General features: G+C 37.0%; 18 protein-coding genes and 1 pseudogene. 8 read left to right on the plus strand and 11 right to left on the minus strand.

Going from position 1 to position 16,855, the window contains the following annotated elements; translation table 11 throughout:
- Positions 1–10 precede the first annotated feature (10 nt).
- On the plus strand, positions 11–862 hold the full coding sequence (locus NAT51_RS09130; RefSeq protein WP_250598196.1) for a glycosyltransferase: 852 nt from the start codon (positions 11–13) through the stop codon (positions 860–862).
- Here NAT51_RS09130 and NAT51_RS09135 read toward each other — a convergent pair.
- Positions 816–1,766, minus strand: a complete 951-nt coding sequence (locus NAT51_RS09135) for an ATP-grasp fold amidoligase family protein (RefSeq protein ID WP_250598198.1) — start codon at positions 1,764–1,766, stop codon at positions 816–818. The genes NAT51_RS09130 and NAT51_RS09135 overlap by 47 nt on opposite strands.
- Before the next feature lies 1 nt (position 1,767).
- On the minus strand, positions 1,768–2,880 hold the full coding sequence (locus NAT51_RS09140; protein ID WP_250598200.1) for a glycosyltransferase family 4 protein: 1,113 nt from the start codon (positions 2,878–2,880) through the stop codon (positions 1,768–1,770).
- 148 nt (positions 2,881–3,028) lie between these two features.
- On the opposite strand from NAT51_RS09140, the gene NAT51_RS09145 reads away from it, so the two are divergent.
- The 7 genes and pseudogenes from NAT51_RS09145 to NAT51_RS09175 all read left to right on the plus strand — a co-directional run bounded on the left by NAT51_RS09145 (position 3,029) and on the right by NAT51_RS09175 (position 8,522).
- Positions 3,029–3,919: an ATP-grasp fold amidoligase family protein gene (locus NAT51_RS09145; protein WP_250598202.1), complete on the plus strand. Its 891-nt coding sequence runs from the start codon at positions 3,029–3,031 to the stop codon at positions 3,917–3,919.
- A 2-nt stretch (positions 3,920–3,921) separates the two neighbouring features.
- Complete coding sequence (locus NAT51_RS09150; protein WP_250598210.1) at positions 3,922–4,488, plus strand: L-threonylcarbamoyladenylate synthase; 567 nt, start codon at positions 3,922–3,924, stop codon at positions 4,486–4,488.
- Between the two features lie 32 nt (positions 4,489–4,520).
- Entirely contained in the window at positions 4,521–4,928 is a 408-nt protein-coding gene (locus NAT51_RS09155) for a GxxExxY protein (protein WP_250598212.1), read from the plus strand.
- A gap of 3 nt (positions 4,929–4,931) precedes the next feature.
- A complete protein-coding gene (locus tag NAT51_RS09160) occupies positions 4,932–6,353 on the plus strand; it encodes a CCA tRNA nucleotidyltransferase (protein WP_250598214.1) in 1,422 nt (473 codons plus the stop codon).
- A 63-nt stretch (positions 6,354–6,416) separates the two neighbouring features.
- Positions 6,417–6,736: pseudogene (locus NAT51_RS09165) on the plus strand (four helix bundle protein).
- 34 nt (positions 6,737–6,770) lie between these two features.
- On the plus strand, positions 6,771–7,781 hold the full coding sequence (locus NAT51_RS09170; protein ID WP_250598216.1) for a COX15/CtaA family protein: 1,011 nt from the start codon (positions 6,771–6,773) through the stop codon (positions 7,779–7,781).
- 12 nt (positions 7,782–7,793) lie between these two features.
- Positions 7,794–8,522: an alpha/beta hydrolase gene (locus NAT51_RS09175; protein WP_250598218.1), complete on the plus strand. Its 729-nt coding sequence runs from the start codon at positions 7,794–7,796 to the stop codon at positions 8,520–8,522.
- On the opposite strand, the gene NAT51_RS09180 is transcribed toward NAT51_RS09175, so the two are convergent.
- The 9 genes from NAT51_RS09180 to NAT51_RS09220 all read right to left on the minus strand — a co-directional run bounded on the left by NAT51_RS09180 (position 8,523) and on the right by NAT51_RS09220 (position 16,786).
- Complete coding sequence (locus NAT51_RS09180; RefSeq protein WP_250598220.1) at positions 8,523–9,284, minus strand: LytR/AlgR family response regulator transcription factor; 762 nt, start codon at positions 9,282–9,284, stop codon at positions 8,523–8,525.
- 72 nt (positions 9,285–9,356) lie between these two features.
- Positions 9,357–9,725 carry a 2TM domain-containing protein gene (locus NAT51_RS09185; RefSeq protein ID WP_250598222.1) on the minus strand — a complete coding sequence of 123 codons (369 nt, stop codon included), beginning with the start codon at positions 9,723–9,725 and terminating at the stop codon, positions 9,357–9,359.
- Position 9,726: 1 nt separating this feature from the next.
- A complete protein-coding gene (locus NAT51_RS09190; RefSeq protein WP_250598224.1) occupies positions 9,727–10,035 on the minus strand; it encodes a 2TM domain-containing protein in 309 nt (102 codons plus the stop codon).
- A 5-nt stretch (positions 10,036–10,040) separates the two neighbouring features.
- Entirely contained in the window at positions 10,041–10,361 is a 321-nt protein-coding gene (locus tag NAT51_RS09195) for a 2TM domain-containing protein (protein WP_250598226.1), read from the minus strand.
- Between the two features lie 2 nt (positions 10,362–10,363).
- Positions 10,364–11,704 carry a 2TM domain-containing protein gene (locus NAT51_RS09200; protein ID WP_250598228.1) on the minus strand — a complete coding sequence of 447 codons (1,341 nt, stop codon included), beginning with the start codon at positions 11,702–11,704 and terminating at the stop codon, positions 10,364–10,366.
- A gap of 27 nt (positions 11,705–11,731) precedes the next feature.
- A complete protein-coding gene (locus tag NAT51_RS09205; RefSeq protein WP_250598230.1) occupies positions 11,732–11,911 on the minus strand; it encodes a hypothetical protein in 180 nt (59 codons plus the stop codon).
- A 28-nt stretch (positions 11,912–11,939) separates the two neighbouring features.
- Positions 11,940–12,563 carry a hypothetical protein gene (locus tag NAT51_RS09210; RefSeq protein ID WP_250598232.1) on the minus strand — a complete coding sequence of 208 codons (624 nt, stop codon included), beginning with the start codon at positions 12,561–12,563 and terminating at the stop codon, positions 11,940–11,942.
- A gap of 267 nt (positions 12,564–12,830) precedes the next feature.
- A complete protein-coding gene (locus NAT51_RS09215; RefSeq protein WP_250598234.1) occupies positions 12,831–14,519 on the minus strand; it encodes a T9SS type A sorting domain-containing protein in 1,689 nt (562 codons plus the stop codon).
- 110 nt (positions 14,520–14,629) lie between these two features.
- Entirely contained in the window at positions 14,630–16,786 is a 2,157-nt protein-coding gene (locus NAT51_RS09220) for a TonB-dependent receptor (protein WP_250598236.1), read from the minus strand.
- Between the last annotated feature and the right edge of the window lie 69 nt (positions 16,787–16,855).

Consider the following 16,855-nt stretch of genomic DNA (forward strand, 5'->3'; position numbering starts at 1 on the left):
AGTTTTTCAGATGTTCGACCACTATCTTATCACCCGCTTCAATCTTAGAAACCCTAAATGGGACGTGACTAAAAACAACGAATCATTACTTACAGATGAATGGATGGAAGACAGGATGTGGCTGTTTGAAAACTTTTGTTTCCCTTCGGTAACGGCACAGGTTAACCAAAATTTTGAATGGTTACTGTTTTTTGATATCACGACAAGCGATAAATTCAAGATAAGAATAGCCGAATTAACACAGAACTTCAAAAATATCAAGGTTTTTTTCATTGACGGAATGCCGGTATTTTATGATGAAATCCAAAAGTACATTACTGCCAACAGTCATGGAAAATCACATTTGATTACCTCACGCATTGACAATGACGACAGTATCAGTAAATATTTCATTGATGAAGTACAAAAACAGTTTGCATCGCAGGAATACAGAGCCATTGATATTATCAACGGTTATTCGCTTCAGGTTAAGCCAGATTTTATCTTAGGAAAGAAAGAACACATTTTCAATCCGTTTATCAGTTTGATTGAGAAGAATGAAAATCCGAAAACCGTTTGGTTCAGTGATCATAACATGTGGAAAAAAGAAACCCGCATTACCCAGATCACAAACAAAAGACTATGGTTATCCATCATCCACGAGAAAAACAAAGTGAATGAATTTGACGGTTACGGGAATATCAAATGGGAAAACATCAATGACGAATTCATTTTATCTACAGCAATAAACGATAAACTCCTGAATGAACTGACTCCGTTCAAAGCATGGTGGTTTTTAAGCCTTAAAAATTTCCTTTACGTTAAGATGGTATTATTCAGTAAGGTTCTAAAACGTAAATTAGGCGTTTACAAACTAAAATAAAACCAAAAAGCAAACAGGCCGCATTATGAACCGGAATACGGATTAAATCGCCATAAATAGCATTTAACTTACTGATCAGCGGGTCTTTTGCACCACCGTTCGGGATAAAAGTCATTTCCCCAAAATACACTTTGCCGTTAATCGAATACAGATCGACTCTCAGAAAAGGAAATCCTTTTGAAAGTTTGGCTGCCACATCCTTCATTTGTTCGAAGTTGTCCGGTTTTGGCAATTCTCCCTGAAAATATTTTTTACAGGAAGTATCCCCTTCCAGTTTATTCCAGTTCAAATCATAGATAGCCATTTTGCAAACGCCGTCTTCTTTAGCTTTGATGAGCACATTAGCAGGAACACCATCAAAACACTGGAATTTATAATCAATCAGTTCACAACTGTCCGGCTGTTCCAAAAGTTCTTCAACGACAATGGTTGGCATCAGGTCTTTGTAAATTTTCTCCCTGAATTTATAATAATAATTCTGGGTCATATATTTTTCAAGCCTGATTTTTTCTTTCTCGATATCAAGTCTGGATTTATCATGTACAATCAGGTTAAACCCTGATCCGTGTGAACATTTCAAAGCAAATTTTTCGGGTAATTTTTCAAAATCCACGGCATCAACCGAATCATACACAGCCAGTAATTTAATCAGGACATCTTCTCCTACTCTTTCTTTGACCTCCTGACGGCATTGGTATTTATCGGCAAATTTCCCGAAACTTTCATCATAATAATACAATTTTAACCATTGCATTTTTTCTGCAAAAGTTTTCGGATCATCCAAATTCAGTTCCTTCCCTGTTTTAAGGAAATACTGAATTTTAGACACTTCCGCATCATCAGATGAGAAAGCCTTTAACCATTCCAGATACACCTGATAAAATTTCCGTGTGAAAAAATTCATTTTACTTTTTGTTACTCATTACCACTTCGTTCAATTCTTCAAACATTTTACGTGCAATAACTTCTTTTGTAAAGTTCTCTGTCAAAAACCGGTACCCATTTTCAATAAACTTCTTTTGCAAATCAGTATCTCCAATCAGCGTTTCCACATGATCCGCAAAGCTTACAGGGTTACCTACTTCGGCCAGCATACCAGTTTCACCGTTAACCACAACTTCCGGAATCCCGCCGGCATTTGCAGCAACAATTGGTACGTGACACGCATATGCTTCTAATAGAACGCCACCAGTAGGCTCATTATTAGAGGTAAATAAAAATAAATCGAATTCCGGTAAAATTTCCGGGATGTCTTTTCTGAATCCGGCAAAAATAATCTCGTTCTCAAGTCCGAGTTCCTTCACCTGATTGCGTATTTCAGCTTCCATAGGTCCGTCACCCACAAGAATATATTTTGCTTTCAAACCTCTTTTATGCAGTTCGGCAACGGTATTCACCCAGGTTTTATGGTCTTTAAAGCCGGTAAAAGCAGCAATATTTCCGATTATTTTATACTCTTCAGGAATATTGTATTCTTTATGAAGCAAGCCGGTTTTATGTTTTTTCGGGAATTTGTTGATATCGGTAACGCTACCTACCACACATAATCGGCTATGGTCTTTTACGGCATATTTCAATACCTCGACAACCGGATACGAAACACAGATTATCTTTTTGATTCCGTTGTAATTGTATTTCCATTTTCTGAAAAAATTGGTATCCACTCTTTTGATCAATGTACGGCACAATACCAATGGAACTTTCAGTCCGAAAAGTAATGAAGACAGTACCGCCTGCGTATGCGACTCACTGTTATGGATAAAAACCACATCCGCTTTATGCTCTTCGGCAAATTTTTTCAGGTCTTTGGCAAATTTCAAATCATATTCTGATTTAATATCATAACCGAAAACCTGCATGTTTTTTTCTTTGGCAATCCGGTAAACTTCTGAATTGTTTGGACAGATAATCCACTGATCTTCAACATAACCAAAATCCCTGAACGCTTCATACAGATAAATAATTTTCTGTTCATGTCCTCTCCATCCCTTTGAAGCTGTTATCTGAAGTAATCTCATAAGTAGGTACTAAGTATTTTTTAACAAATATATCATTTTAATCAAGACCATTTTTATCACAAATTGTTATTCTTTACCATTTAATAAAAAGTTTCTTTTAATTATTTTAACAACTATTCACTATTATTGCAAAATATATAGCCTGCTAATGAAAATAAAAAACTACAATACCCCAAGAAAAGTATTTATTTCATTCCTGAAAAAGATGAAGTTTCTTCCCCCGGAAATGTACATACCCATTCAGTATGAATCCATTACTAAACAGAAGCCCAATCTAAAAAACCCGGAAACATTTAACGAAAAGATCCAATGGTATAAAATTTACTACAAAGATCCTGTTTTCAGACAGCTTGCCGATAAATACAATGTAAGAGAGTACATCAGGCAAAAAGTAGGTGAAAAATATTTAAACGAATTACTGGGGGTTTACAAAACGCCCTGTCAGATTAATTACGAACAGCTACCCGAAAAATTCGTATTGAAATGTGTTCATGGCAGCGGGTTTAATTTACTGGTAAAAAACAAAAAAGACATCTGCTTCAAACAAACAGGAAGTCTTTTGAAAAAGTGGCAGAAAAAGAATTTTTACAACAAAGGAAAGGAATGGTCTTATAAAAATCTCGAGCCATTAATTGTTGCCGAAAAATACCTGGAAGATTCTAAAAACGAAATCATCAATGATTACAAGTTTTTTTGTTTTAACGGTGAAATAAAATTCATTCAGGTGGACATGGAGCGCAAAGTGAATGATTACAGATGTTATTATGACACGAATTGGGAAAAGCTTCCTTTTTACACCGAGAAAAATCCATTTTACACCGGAGATGTAGAAAAACCTTCAAACCTGGAGGATATGATCTATGTAGCCGAAACACTATCTAAAGACATTCCTTTTGTAAGGGTTGATTTATATTCGATCGAAAATAAAACTATTTTCGGGGAAATGACTTTCTACCCAACAAACGGAACAAAAGCTTACTTACCTTTGGAGTACAATAAAATAATAGGTAATTATTTCGTTTTACCCGATAAAATATAATTATGGATATCAATACAGAAGTACACAACGCTTACGAAGTCATCAAAAACGGAGGTATAATTCTTTACCCGACAGATACGGTTTGGGGAATCGGATGTGATGCCACAAACCCGGAAGCTATAAAGAAAATTTATGCTTTAAAACAACGGGAAGAAAGCAAAAGCATGATCGTACTGATGAATGGGGAGCGTATGATGTACAATGTTTTCAAGGATATTCCGGAAGTCGCCTGGCAAATTCTGGACTTATCCGAAAAGCCTACCACACTTATACTGGACAACCCTAAAAATGTAGCCGAAAATGTTATCGCCGAAGACAAAACATTAGGCGTACGTTTAGTGAAAGAACCATTTTGTTTCAAACTGATGGAACGCATGAAAAAGCCTTTGGTTTCCACATCTGCCAATATCTCAGGTCAACCCACACCAAAGTCGTTCAAAGAAATTTCACCTGAAATTATAAAAGGTGTCGACTATGTAGTAAATTTGCACCACGACAAGATTTGCGACAAACCTTCAACCATTATCAAATTAACCGCCGACAGTCAGGTTAAAATCGTAAGAAAATAAAGAAGACCACTAATTCGCAAATTATTCATTATATGACCAACGAAGATTATCTATATAAAGAAGAAAGCTATTCTATAATTGGTATTTTATTTGAAGTCCATAAGCAATTAGGCAAAGGCTTTTCCGAAATTGTTTACAAAGATGCAATCGAGTATGAATTAAATAACAGAAATATTTTATTTGAAAGAGAAAAAGAATTTGCTGTAAAATACAAAGACATTGTATTAAAACATAAATTTTATGCAGATTTTGTAATTGATGACAAAATTATCCTTGAAGTTAAAACAGTTGAATGTTTTAATGCTTCTCACTACAATCAATGTCTTAATTATTTGAAAATATCAGGTCACCAATTAGCAATACTTGCAAATTTTAATCTCATTTCATTAGAATATAAACGCATAATTGACACAAAAAAACAATTTGCGAATTTGCGGTAAAACATGAATTACAAACAACATTTAGAAAATAATATCTTCAGCATCGTAACACAGGCCGCTAAAGAACTTAACATAGAATGCTATGTTATAGGCGGATTTGTGCGCGACATACTTTTAAACCGGAATCATAAAAAAGACATCGATATTGTTGCTGTAGGCAGCGGTATCGATCTTGCCCTGAAAGTATCGGAGCTGATTCCACACAACCCAAAAGTACAGGTTTTTAAAAACTACGGTACCGCCATGCTCCGCTATGAAGATATGGATATCGAGTTTGTGGGTGCCCGTAAAGAAAGTTACCAATTTGAAAGCCGCAAACCGGTTGTTGAAAACGGGACTCTTGAGGACGACCAGAACCGTAGGGATTTCACCATCAATGCTTTGGCTTTATCATTAAATGCAGGAAATTTTGGTGAATTGGTCGATCCTTTTGACGGTGTAACCGATTTGGAAAATAAAATCATCCGCACCCCTTTAAATCCAGACATCACCTATTCTGATGATCCGCTACGCATGATGCGTGCCATCCGTTTTGCCTCACAGCTACATTTCGAAATCGAAACCGAATCGCTGGAATCAATCAGAAGAAACAAAGATCGCCTGCAAATTATTTCAGGAGAAAGAATCGTAGACGAACTGAATAAAATACTGATGTCGTCAAAACCTTCCATTGGTTTTTTACTACTTTACAAAACCGGATTACTGGATATCATCCTTCCGGAACTTACGGCTTTAAACAATGTGGAAGAAGTAGAAGGACATACCCATAAAAACAATTTCTACCACTCCCTTGAAGTTGTAGACAATATCTGCCCGAATACTGACGATGTATGGCTACGCTGGAGTGCTTTGTTACATGACATCGGAAAAGCACCAACCAAACGTTATAATAAAAAACAGGGATGGACTTTCCACGGACATGAATTTCTGGGTGGTAAAATGGTCAAGAAAATATTTGAAAGATTGCACATGCCCTTAAACCACAAGATGAAATTTGTCCAGAAAATGGTCATAATGAGTTCGCGCCCTATTGTATTAGCACAAGATATTGTTACTGATTCGGCCGTAAGAAGGTTGGTTTTTGATGCCGGTGAAGATGTGGAAAACCTAATGACACTTTGTGAAGCCGACATTACAACCAAAAATCCAAAGAAATTCCAGAAATACCATAATAACTTCAAAATTGTACGCGAAAAGATCGTTGAAGTAGAAGAACGTGACCGCGTAAGAGTTTTTCAGCCACCTATTACCGGGGAAGAAATCATGGAAATCTTCAATCTGAAACCTTCAAGGGAAATCGGTGTATTGAAAGAAGCTGTAAAAGAAGCTATCCTTGAAGGTGAGATACCAAATGAATACCAGGCTGCTTATGATTTTGTCATGAAGAAAGCCGAGAAAATGGGGTTAAAAAAAGTTGCAAAGTAGCAGAGTTACAGAGTTAAAAAGAAAATGAAAACATTCAGAGATTTACTCATTTGGCAAAAAGGAATGATTTTAGTAACAGAGACTTACTCTCTAACTTCAAATTTCCCAAAAGATGAACTGTTTGGATTAACATCTCAAATTAGAAGATCATGTATTTCTATCCCAAGTAATATTGCTGAAGGATTCGGAAGACAAACCAATAAGGATTATCATCGGTTTTAACAATATCTATCAGTTCTTTATTTGAATATCAAACACAAATTGAAATTGCATTCAATCTAAAATATATTAATGAAACTCAATTTAATTCTATATTTGAAATTACCAGAGAACTGGAACGAATGATTAGCTCTTTTATCAACAAAATCAAAGAGACTTTATAACTCTGAAACTTTGTAACTCAGTAACTCTAAAAAAATGAACTTCAACAAAATAGCAAAAACCGCCCTTATATTCGTTTATCTTGTAATTATAGCAGGAGCTTTAGTACGCATGACCGGTTCAGGAATGGGTTGTCCTGACTGGCCGAAATGTTTTGGGTATTATATTCCGCCAACAGACATCAAAGAATTGACATGGGCAGAAAACCGTGTATTCAAAAAAGGAATGGTTATCATTAAAGACGAAGCGTTGTTTGTGGCAAAAGAAGATTGCCTGACCGGAAAAACATTTGATGCTTCGCAATGGGAACCGTACACCAAACACGATTACGCCATTTTCAATCCGCTACACACCTGGGTCGAATACGGTAACCGTTTAGTGGGCGCCTTAGCCGGATTAGCCTGCTTTATTATGGCTGTAGCTTCTTTCAGACAATGGAAAAAGAATAAAAAAATCACTTTGTTGTCATGGCTTGTTGTATTCCTGATGGGATTCCAGGGATGGCTGGGCGCTACCGTTGTATATTCAGTACTGAACCCACTCAAAATAACCATTCATATGGTGATGGCTCTAGTCATTGTTGCCTTTATCCTGTATATAATCCACTTAGCTAATCCTAGAGCCAACAACGTAGTTTTTAACCCAATGTTCCGTAACATTCTTTGGATTACATTAATCCTGACATTGGTTCAAGTGGTTTTAGGCACACAGGTACGTCAATTTGTGGATGAGCAGGTAAAATCAGGTGTAAGCGAATCATCACAATGGTTGAGTAACCCTGAAATAAGTTTCTATTTCCACAGAACTTTTTCAATTGTGGTGTTTTTGGCCAATTTATTTTTATACCTGAGAAACAAACGCTTCAATTTAGGCTTCGGAAAAATCAACTGGGTAATGCTGTTGCTTTTAGCTGAAATTGTTTCGGGAATGGCAATGTACTATATTGATTTCCCTTTCGGAAGTCAGGCCATACACCTTGTTCTGGCTTCTATATTGTTCGGAATACAATTTTACATGATTCTGGAAGCTAAAAAGCAAACTGCATAACAAACTATGAAAATGACAATAAAAACTGTTTTAGTTCTTCTTGTGCTTTTGTTCCAAAATACTATTTGGTCACAAAATACCCTAAAAGAATTAGCCGGATTCCAATACAAAGAAATAGTGGTCAATGCTTCACCGGCAGATGACAAATTACCGATAATCATTGGTTTGCATTGGATGCGTTCCAATCCGGATGAGTTTTCAGTTTATTTAAAAGATATCAAAAGTCCGGCCCGTATTTTACTGTTGCAGGGAACTTATCCTTTCAAAGAAGGTTTTTCATTTTATCCGGTTGATCCTGAGAACTATTATAAAATGACAACAGATGCAAAGAAGAAAGTGATAGTAAACGAAGGAGGCAAACTGGTTAGGTTTATAGCATCGGCTTCTAAAAAATATCCCTCTATAAAAAAACCGGTAATCATAGGAGCATCACAAGGAGGAGACTTGAGTTATTTTATTGGCATTCAATTCAGTAGCCTAGTTGGACTTTCCTGTCCGCTTTTAGCAACAATTGACAATCGATTAATTTCACAAAGCAAATCGGAAGATACGGCTACCATCCATGCTTTTCATGGAGAAGAAGATCCGATTGTTCCCATAAAAACAGCTTTGGAACATATCAAACTTCTTAAGAAGAAATATTTTAATGCTGAAATAACCACGTACAATGGCGTTCAGCATGATATTTCAAAAGAGATGCAGAATGATTTCACCCAATTGATTGATACTTATCTGAAGTAATTAACCAATCCATTCTTTGAAGTCATTAACACGCTCACGTGCCACGATAACTTCATCTTCTGTATAAGTTGACAGAATGATTTTCAGGCGCGAATTAGTGTGTACCTGTATTTCCTTGATTCCTTTCATCGGAATGATGAATTTACGGCTCACACGGAAGAAATCTTTCGGGTCCAGATCATTTTCCAACTGCTCCAAAGTTCCGTCGAGCAAATAATCCCTGTTATCAACCGTATGCAGGTAAGTTCCCTTATTTTCACTGTAAAAGCATTCAACCTCATCAACCGGAATAAGTTTCAGCTGTTGCCCAACCTTCACCGTAAAACGTTTCTTATAGCTTTTATCGACAGGATTCACCAACATCTGTTTGATCATTTCAAAATCGAGCGATAAATTCGATCCTGAATTGGTTTGCGTCCTCATTTTAAATTTCTTCACAGCCACTTCCAGATCATCCTCATCAATAGGCTTCAGTAAATAATCAATACTATTCAGTTTGAAGGCACGCAAAGCATACTCATCATAAGCTGTAGTAAAAATAATGGCGCTCTTGATATCAATAGCTTCAAATATTTCAAAAGACAAGCCATCCGACAATTGGATATCCAGAAAAATAAGATCCGGATGGGGATTATTCTGAAACCAGTCCAACGATTCTTCAACCGAATGTAACATGGTGCTGACATTTAATCCCAGTTTCTCCACTTTTCGTTGCAATAAACGGGCAGCCGGCTTCTCGTCTTCTATAATAATGATATTCATTTCTAATTTCTAAATTTTACTTTTCCTTATGTTAAGGACTCAACTTTGTAACTTTGTGACTTTCAAACTCAATTACTCCCATTTGTTGGATTTATCCTTTTCCATTAACTCCTTAATCTTCTTTTCTTCCCAGTTATCCCCAAAGAGCATTCCCGGTAAAAATAAGGAAAGACCATGGGCTAACAATCCTAATCCCCAGAAAAAAGCCGTAAAAAAATTATGGTACTGAAAATATGATTCTCCCGGATCCAATTCCTGGATATTGATGATTATAATCATCACATTAACCATGATATAAACAGCTGCATGGGTATAAAAACCTTTTATTTTTTTGACTCTTTTAGCCGCTTCATAATATTTAGCTTCTTCAGGAGTAGCCGGAACATAATCCTTGAATGCCCTGCGTTCCGTACGTCTCTCACGTCTGCTTTCGATACTCATATTAGTACTGTTTATTTTGGTTTCGTTTTTCTTCTTCCATAAATTCTTTGATCTTACGCTCTTCCCATTCCTTGTTCATAAACGGAAACCAGTTGAATACTTTGGCTCCGTGGAATAAAACGCCTACACCCCATCCGAGCATCGGCCAAAAGAACCAGATATGATCAGGTGAAAACTTCAAATTGATAAACAATAAAAACAAATTGACCAAAACATACGAAATCAGATTTCCGTAAAACCCTTTAATGGCATCAACCTGTTTCCGGGCTCTTTGGTATTTATCGTATTCTTCTTTGTTATATGATTCCATGATTATTATTCTTTTTTAATGTCATTTTTTCCCTCATTCATTATTTTGCTGATTTGCTTTTGCTCCCAACTGTCTCCTAACACTCTTTCGCTAAAGAAGAGCTTAATCCCGTCCATTGCCATTATAAAAGTCCAAATCCACATGAATACTTCGTTAATGTAATTTAGCGGTATAAAATTCAAAGGAACGCCATAATACGTTTTGCTGATGTAAACAGCAACTCCGATCAGATAAATAAACAGATGGCCATAGAAGTTTTTGATTTTACGAACTCTTTTTCTGGCCAATTCTTCAAGGGTATTTTCCGGTGATGAATATTTCTCCATGATTACTTCCATTTATTGTTTACTCCGTTCTGTTTATCAAGGATTTCCTTAATTTTTCTTTCTTCCCAGTTTTTACCGTAACCAAAAGTCTCAAAAGCATGCATTAACACCCCGAATCCCCATCCCAGCATCGGAAACCAAAACCACTGGAATCCGTGGGAAGTTTGCAGATTAATAAAAATCAGGATCGGAATAACACAGCAGTAAGAAATCAGGTTTCCGTAAAATCCTTTCAGCTTCTCTACTCTTTCTCTTGCTTTGGCATAAGCAACATTTTCATTGTATATATTTTCAGTTTCCATATAAGCAATTTGTTTTGTCAGTATTGGAATTTTCACTTTAAAATAATCGTTGTTTTCTTCTATGAGTACCTTCCGTTCCGAAATCAGCGCATACCGGTTCACGATATTTTGCAAACCAACTCCCTTACGGTCCTGCAAGACTTCTTTCTTTTGCAGGTTGTTCTCAATAATCAGATAATTGTTTTCGACATAAATCCTGATGTGCAGCGGTTTTTTCTCGCTTACCACATTGTGCTTGATTGTATTTTCAAGCAAAAGCTGAAGTGAAAGCGGTACCACACGGGCTTCCGGATTATCAAAATCGGCCGGAAGTTCATACGTAATACTGTTTTCAAAACGCATCTTCAGTAAATTCATGTACGTCTTGGCAAAAGCCAGTTCTTCTTCAACCGAAACCAGTTCCTTATCACGCTGTTCCAACACATAGCGGTAAATTTTTGATAGTGAAGTGGTAAAACGCTGTGCGCTGTCCGGATTTTCTTCAATCAATGAACTCAATACATTCAGACTGTTGAACAGGAAATGTGGATCAATCTGGTTTTTTAAACTTTCAAATTGGGCCGAAGCTGTTCCGGCTATGACTTTCTGTTCCTTTATTTTGTTCTCCTGGTAGGTTTTATAAAAATAAAAGGCATAAAACGATACCGAAACAAAGAGTGTAATGATAACCGCCACTACATAATTTCCAGGCTGTTCATTTCGAATAAAATCAATAAAACTCTTCTTTTCAATGATTACATCTTCAAAAACACGCAACAGAAAAATAACGCCCATAGAAACCAGAAAAGAAGACAGAAAACCGATTATAACTCTTTTGGCCGAAAACCGGTTTTCAACAAAGACTCTGTCCAGATATAAAAAAAGTGCTTTATTGGAATACCCTAAAGTGAATGAATACAGTTGGGTGTAAACAAATCCGATAAGCAATTTATTTGCCGGTGGCATTGCATTCCCGAAGGCAAGGTTGATCAACTGAATGATTACAAATACACCGCATCCGAAAAGGAACACTTTTAATAATTCTTTGAAAGAGACTTTCATTCTTTTATGCTGGTTATGGTTTATCTTTTATTGTTTTGCTTTCAGAAGTGCTGAAGCTATGAATCCAACACCCATTCCAACTAAAGTTCCTACAGAAATTTTATCCATGTACATCCCGATTCCCATTCCCACGAACATACAGCCGATAAAAACTTTACTTCCTATGTTACCCCAAATATTGTTGTTGTTTTGATCTTGATTTTCCATGATTTTAATTTTGTTTGTTAGTATTTAATTATTTAGTACAGTTTTCCAATGTTTTTTTAGCTCTGTCCAATCCCCAGTTTGGATGCAATGCTGTTTCAGGTTTAAATGTAGCAAAAAGTTCAATCGATTTCTCAACTTGGGCACACAAAGGTTTAGTATCGGCACCTGTCCATTTTGCTCCTCCAATTTCAAACTCTGCTTTACAGAAAACCACTCTTGGGTTGTTTGGCGCAATTGCCTGTGCTTTAAAATACTGTTCCATTGCTTTGTTTGAATATTTCATTCCGTTTGTCATCGGATCCTGAACAATCCATGCCGTGTAAACCAACGCCTGCAACACCATGATTTCTGCGTTATTCGGACTGATGATTGCTGCTTCGTCAACTGCTTTTTGCGCTTTTTCCAGTAAAGCCGTTGCTTTCTCTCTGTTTTCCGGTTTAAAAGCTTCAGTGGTGTTGATCATTCCGATGTAATAATTCGGTAACCAGTTTGCTTTTTCCACTGAGGCAATTCTTTCAATTTTTGCTGATGCTTCAGTTGGTTTTCCTTGTCCCCAAAGTGCCAGGGATTCTCCCATACTTTGCTCAAATTTTGCTTGTCCGAATACTGCTGAACAAAATAATAAAACCGCTGTTGTAATAAATCGTACCATAATTTTTTAGTTTAATTTGTTTAATTGTTAAAGTTTACTTCTATTTTATTTTTTGATGACTGAAACCCTTCGTTTGAATTTCTGTACCAAAAGTACTACGCTTATCCCTACCTTAAAACTTATACTGACCGAACTGTCGTTTTTTAGGGATGAATTGTTCTGATGTTTAAATTTTCTTAGCAAACAGAATAATTATCAATGCTGAAATGAACAAAAAAAAACCTGAAACACATGGTCTCAGGTTCTTTATAATATTAGAAAAAAGAATTATCTGTCAACAGCAAACTTAAGACTACCTGTCTTGTTATCACTATTTACTTTTAAGAAATAAACTCCTTTTGTTAACTGACTGATATTAAGCTCAAATGCAGTAGTATTTATTTTTTGGGAAGGAATTACAATCTGACCAATTGTATTATAAACTTCAAGGCTTGCATTTTCACCAACAGATTGTAATCTTACATTTAAAGTAGTAGTTGCCGGATTTGGGAATACAGTTAAATTATCAACTAATTCATCTACCGAATCTACTCCTAAAGTACAAGTACCAGTAAGATTCAGTTCAATACCCATCTGGCCTAAATTTGAGGCTACAAGAGCTGGAGCCCCTCCCGCAAGAGCGGTTGTATAGTAAGTGGTCGTTAAATTAGGATTGGCATAAGCATTTATGGGATAATAAGCCGTTGCATTAGCGGTTTGAGCCATCCCGAAATATACTAATTGGTTAGCCGCAACAGAAACCGAAGGACTGAAATTAAACGTTCTGAAAGTATTTAAATCTCCGTTTGCAATGGTTAATGTATTTGTACTGGTAGCTAAAATAGCACCCGCATTATTCAAAATTACGCCATAAACATTTCTGCCCACAGATGCCGGATTATTTGCAATCGCAATATTTACGCCGGTTACTGTAGATGCGACAGTTGTTTGAAACGGTGTACAAATGATTCCTGAACCCGTACCAAAACCAACCGGTGAAGTATACGTTACAGGATTTTGGGCTGCCCCATAAACATTACAACTTACAGTAGTATTAAAATTGGATGAGTTGTTCGTATTCACCTGATCAGTTGGAACGCTCACATTTAAAGTATTTGCACCTAAAGCCGTAGGTGTCCAGGCATTAAAATTTACTGTTTGGGATGCTCCAGGTGCCAATGAAGCCACAATTTTTGTATCAGTATAAGTGTTTGCTCCAGTCATATTAGCACTTACCGGAACATTGGTTATTGTAACATTACTCTTGTTTCTTACCAAAGCAGAGATAGAAACAGGTAAATTCAACACGTTCGCTACATTTCCTAATGTATTGATACTCTCAACAGCTGCATCATTTGAATAAGGATTAGGATAACCAAAACGCATAACAGGTCTGAAACTTGTTGCGGTTAAAGTTGTTGGAGCTGCTGATGCACTTGCTGCCGAAACACATCCTCCCACTAACCCAGTAGAATTAGAATCATAAGTAGCAGGGGTAGTAGCAGCTGTACCGGTTCTCACAAAATCATAAGCAACATAAACAGAACCACCTGTGTATACCAATGGCGTAGTCAAAGTTAAATCAATATTGGTAGCATTTGCAGGTACGGTATAAGTACCTGAATAAACTTGTGTCATACCAGTGATAATAGTACCCCAGTTTGTTCCTAAAGTATAGGAAGTATCGGTACTGTTTTTCATATAAACAGTTAAAGTTCCGGTAACGGCGACGTTTGCACCTGCTGTAGTAACAAAACCAAATAAACTCAATGAAGAACTTGCCGGAATTCCGGTCAACTCTGATGCTAATGCAAGTGCAGAACCTCTCATAAAAGAGTGGGCACTGGTTCCGTTAGGAGCACGGTTTTGTGTTGTCGAAGCATCACTTACAGGAGCATTAACAACAGCTGTTACCTGGCCAAAGGAAACGGCTGTTGTTAGCATTAAAAATGTAAAAATCAGCGTAATTTTTTTCATAAGATTGTTTTTTTTTAGATCTAACTAAGTTAACAAAACTTTAATCTATTAAATAAACAATCTTTAAATCTCACAATTTTCACACAAAAAGTTAATTAAAAATATAATTCTTATAAATTATCCAGATTATTGGCTTTTTTATCACTGCTGATGGTCCAGAAGAATCCTACGAAAAAGAAACGGTCTGCCGGTTGTCCTATCGCCTGGCGCTGGAATGTTCCGGCTAAATCAGGTGAATTAGCATACTGATAACCAAATACATTATCCCTTCCCAAAACATTCGAAACCGAAAAGAACAAAATTTTCTGTTGTGATAGCAAATACGCCCAACTCAAACTCAAACTGTTATACGCTTTAGTTTTTCCGTTCATGAATTGTGTCTGGTTAGGGTCATTGTATGGTCTTCCCGTTGCAAAACTGTTCGTCACGCTGATTTGTGATTTCCAGTCGTTTACCCAGTACTTCCCTACTACCGAAACCGTATGGTCGGCGACAAAACTTGGTTGTACTTCTGCACTGTAATTTCTGAAATCCCTCTTACTGTCGATAAACGAATACGATACCCAGTAATCTAAATATTTAATGGTTTTACTGTCTCTCCAAAACACATCCAATCCTTTTGCATAACCAGAACCATTATTACTGTAGTTGCTGTTGTACATCGCAGTCTGTGTATCATATTTCACTAAATCGTTATAATCCTTGTAGAAAACTTCAGCACGTAACGTTCTTTTATTGGCCGAATACATATAATTCAGGATGTAATGCGCCGTTTTCTCATAATTGAAATCGGTGTTGTATTTTAAGTAATCCTGCTTAGGGGTTTGGTGGAAATCACCGTATGCCAGTGAAAACTGTCCGTTTTGGGATGATTTGAATGCAAATGAAACTCTTGGTTCTACAATTCCTTTTTCCAATAAATCATTATACATTCCGCGTGCACCCAACTTCATGGCTACATTCTTCGACAGGAAAATATCGGCTTCGGTAAATAAAGCACTTACACCACTGTTATATCCGCTGTTAAAACTGTTATCGGCAGAAGGTTTAAAAGTTTCGTCAAAATTGGTAATAAAATAATCTCCTCCGAAAGCTAAACGTACTCTGTCAGAGAACTTTTTATCCAATTTCATTTTCAAATGTGTGGCTACTTCCCTGTTTTTCAAATTATCCTTATCCAAGTCGAAGTTCACATTGTTTAAACCAAAGCTCACACCGGTCTGGATTCCCCAACCCGTTCCGAAACTGCCTTTGTATGACGAATTGAAATACAGGTTATTGTTTTTATTGTTCACGCGCACCGGATCTACTGAGTTGATATCTTTTTGGTTCAAATCGAATTCGGAGTATTCGAAAGCCGAATACATTTTCAGTAAACCGTTTTTAAATTTTAAACGGTAAACCGCTTCCCCTGAAATCCCTCGGTAAGGTTTGTTCCAATCGGCGTTTTGCGGTATGGCCCACTGATACGGTGCCAGATCAATATAAGACGTATTGATACTGAACGAACTTTTGTCCCATTTTTTGGTTCTTCCGAATCCTAAACCAACGGTCATGAAGGAATATTCGGTTTTGTCCTGATCAGGTTCGGAAATGGAATTCATTAATAAAACACTCGAAAGTGCATCCCCGAATTCGGCCGAATAACCACCGGTTGAGAAGGTCATTCCGTTAAAAAGGAAAGGAGAAAAACGTCCGCGGGTAGGCATATTATTAGCGGTTACACCATAGGGTTGCGCCACACGGATTCCATCTATATAGGTTTGCGTTTCATCACTTTCTCCTCCTCTTACAAATAGCCTTCCGCTTTCCCCGTTGATCTGGGCACCCGGCAAGGTTTGCAACGCACCCACGATATCACCAGCTGATCCTGCCGTTGTCACAATATCCAACGGTTTTAATGCCGAAGCTTTACTGTTGTCACCCGCTTTGAACGAACCCGCAGTAATTACCACTGCGTCGAGTACATTCACGCTGGCGCGCAATTTCAGTACGAGGTTTTGTGCTTTTTCAATGACAACCGGTGCTTTGTAATCGACATAATTTAAGGCTGTCGCCACTATGGTCTTTGGTCCTTTTTCGGAGGTTTCGAAAGTGAATTCTCCTTTTTCATCAGTCGTTGCACCGTCATAGGTTCCGTCAATGTAAACATTGGCACCTACTAAAGGTCTTTCTTTGTTGTCGATGATTTTTCCCGTAACGGTTTGGTTTTGTGCCAATGCGCCTACAGAAAGGAATAATAATAAAAGTTTAAAAACAGTATTCATGGTTTGTTTATTTTGATAGGCCAAAGTTGCAGGAAAAACCACACATACTAAAATCCTATTGACCGAATT

Origin of the sequence: Flavobacterium amniphilum, assembly GCF_023634845.1 — a bacterium.
GTDB classification, from domain to species: domain Bacteria; phylum Bacteroidota; class Bacteroidia; order Flavobacteriales; family Flavobacteriaceae; genus Flavobacterium; species Flavobacterium amniphilum.

Bases quoted from the DNA above. Each gene is read 5' to 3' on its own strand.
- NAT51_RS09155 (WP_250598212.1), top strand. From the start codon at position 4,521: ATGACCAACGAAGATTATCTATATAAAGAAGAAAGCTATTCTATAATT.
- NAT51_RS09200 (WP_250598228.1), bottom strand. From the start codon at position 11,704: ATGAAAGTCTCTTTCAAAGAATTATTAAAAGTGTTCCTTTTCGGATGC.
- NAT51_RS09195 (WP_250598226.1), bottom strand. From the start codon at position 10,361: ATGGAGAAATATTCATCACCGGAAAATACCCTTGAAGAATTGGCCAGA.
- NAT51_RS09130 (WP_250598196.1), top strand. From the start codon at position 11: ATGTTCGACCACTATCTTATCACCCGCTTCAATCTTAGAAACCCTAAA.
- NAT51_RS09185 (WP_250598222.1), bottom strand. From the start codon at position 9,725: ATGAGTATCGAAAGCAGACGTGAGAGACGTACGGAACGCAGGGCATTC.
- NAT51_RS09215 (WP_250598234.1), bottom strand. From the start codon at position 14,519: ATGAAAAAAATTACGCTGATTTTTACATTTTTAATGCTAACAACAGCC.
- NAT51_RS09160 (WP_250598214.1), top strand. From the start codon at position 4,932: ATGAATTACAAACAACATTTAGAAAATAATATCTTCAGCATCGTAACA.
- NAT51_RS09180 (WP_250598220.1), bottom strand. From the start codon at position 9,284: ATGAATATCATTATTATAGAAGACGAGAAGCCGGCTGCCCGTTTATTG.
- NAT51_RS09170 (WP_250598216.1), top strand. From the start codon at position 6,771: ATGAACTTCAACAAAATAGCAAAAACCGCCCTTATATTCGTTTATCTT.
- NAT51_RS09150 (WP_250598210.1), top strand. From the start codon at position 3,922: ATGGATATCAATACAGAAGTACACAACGCTTACGAAGTCATCAAAAAC.
- NAT51_RS09140 (WP_250598200.1), bottom strand. From the start codon at position 2,880: ATGAGATTACTTCAGATAACAGCTTCAAAGGGATGGAGAGGACATGAA.
- NAT51_RS09210 (WP_250598232.1), bottom strand. From the start codon at position 12,563: ATGGTACGATTTATTACAACAGCGGTTTTATTATTTTGTTCAGCAGTA.
- NAT51_RS09220 (WP_250598236.1), bottom strand. From the start codon at position 16,786: ATGAATACTGTTTTTAAACTTTTATTATTATTCCTTTCTGTAGGCGCA.
- NAT51_RS09205 (WP_250598230.1), bottom strand. From the start codon at position 11,911: ATGGAAAATCAAGATCAAAACAACAACAATATTTGGGGTAACATAGGA.
- NAT51_RS09145 (WP_250598202.1), top strand. From the start codon at position 3,029: ATGAAAATAAAAAACTACAATACCCCAAGAAAAGTATTTATTTCATTC.
- NAT51_RS09190 (WP_250598224.1), bottom strand. From the start codon at position 10,035: ATGGAATCATATAACAAAGAAGAATACGATAAATACCAAAGAGCCCGG.
- NAT51_RS09175 (WP_250598218.1), top strand. From the start codon at position 7,794: ATGACAATAAAAACTGTTTTAGTTCTTCTTGTGCTTTTGTTCCAAAAT.
- NAT51_RS09135 (WP_250598198.1), bottom strand. From the start codon at position 1,766: ATGAATTTTTTCACACGGAAATTTTATCAGGTGTATCTGGAATGGTTA.